1 protein-coding gene is annotated in these 846 nt (G+C 75.1%); it reads left to right on the top strand.

Annotation, left to right across the window (positions count from 1 at the left end; genetic code table 11):
- A partial coding sequence (locus OZN99_RS32630; RefSeq protein ID WP_270939327.1) for a S1C family serine protease occupies positions 1-846 on the top strand: 846 nt, incomplete at both ends.

Raw genomic sequence — 846 nt, 5'->3', positions numbered from 1 at the left:
CGCCGCGCCCTCCGCCGGGTTCGCGGAGCTGGTGCGCGCCGTCCGCCCGGCGGTGGTGCAGATCACCGCCTCCGGCCAGGCGCCGCGCGGCCCCGCCGGCATGCCCAACCCGGGCGCCGGCCGCGGCCAGGCCGTCGGCTCCGGCTTCGTGATCGACGCCGCCGGCCACATCGTCACCAACAACCATGTGGTGGAGGGCGCGCAGCGCCTCATGGTGCGGCTGGACGACGGGCGCGAGCTGCAGGCCCGGCTGATCGGCCGCGACCCGCGCACCGACATCGCGCTGCTCAAGGTGGAGGCCGGTGCGCCCCTGCCCTTCGTGGCGCTGGGCGATTCCGACCGGGCGGAGCCGGGCGACTGGGTGGTCGCCATGGGCAATCCCTTCGGCCTGAACGGCACGGTGACCACCGGCATCGTCTCCGCCATCGGGCGCGACATCGGCGCCGGCCCCTATGACGAGTTCATCCAGGTGGACGCGCCGATCAACCAGGGCAATTCGGGTGGCCCGCTGTTCTCGCAGGATGGCGGCGTGATCGGCGTGAACACGGCGATCTTCAGCCCCACGGGCGGCTCCGTCGGCATCGGCTTCGCGGTGCCGTCCAACCTGGTGAAGCGCGTCGTCGCCGACCTGCAGGCGCATGGCCGGGTGGAGCGCGGCTTCGTCGGCGTGGCCACGCAGCCGGTGGATGCGGCGATGGCCGCCGCGCTGAAGCTGCCGGCGCGCGAGGGCGGGACGGCGCGCGGTGCGCTGGTCGCCTCGGTGGAGCGCGACAGCCCGGCCGCGAAGGCCGGCCTGCGCCCCGGCGACGTGGTGACGGCAATCGACGGCAAGCCGGTGACGTCCCC

It is taken from the genome of Falsiroseomonas oryzae (genome assembly GCF_027856955.1).
Lineage (GTDB): Bacteria > Pseudomonadota > Alphaproteobacteria > Acetobacterales > Acetobacteraceae > Falsiroseomonas > Falsiroseomonas oryzae.
Note: the sequence above shows the minus strand (reverse complement) of the source record. Positions and strands in the feature narration are given on the sequence as shown.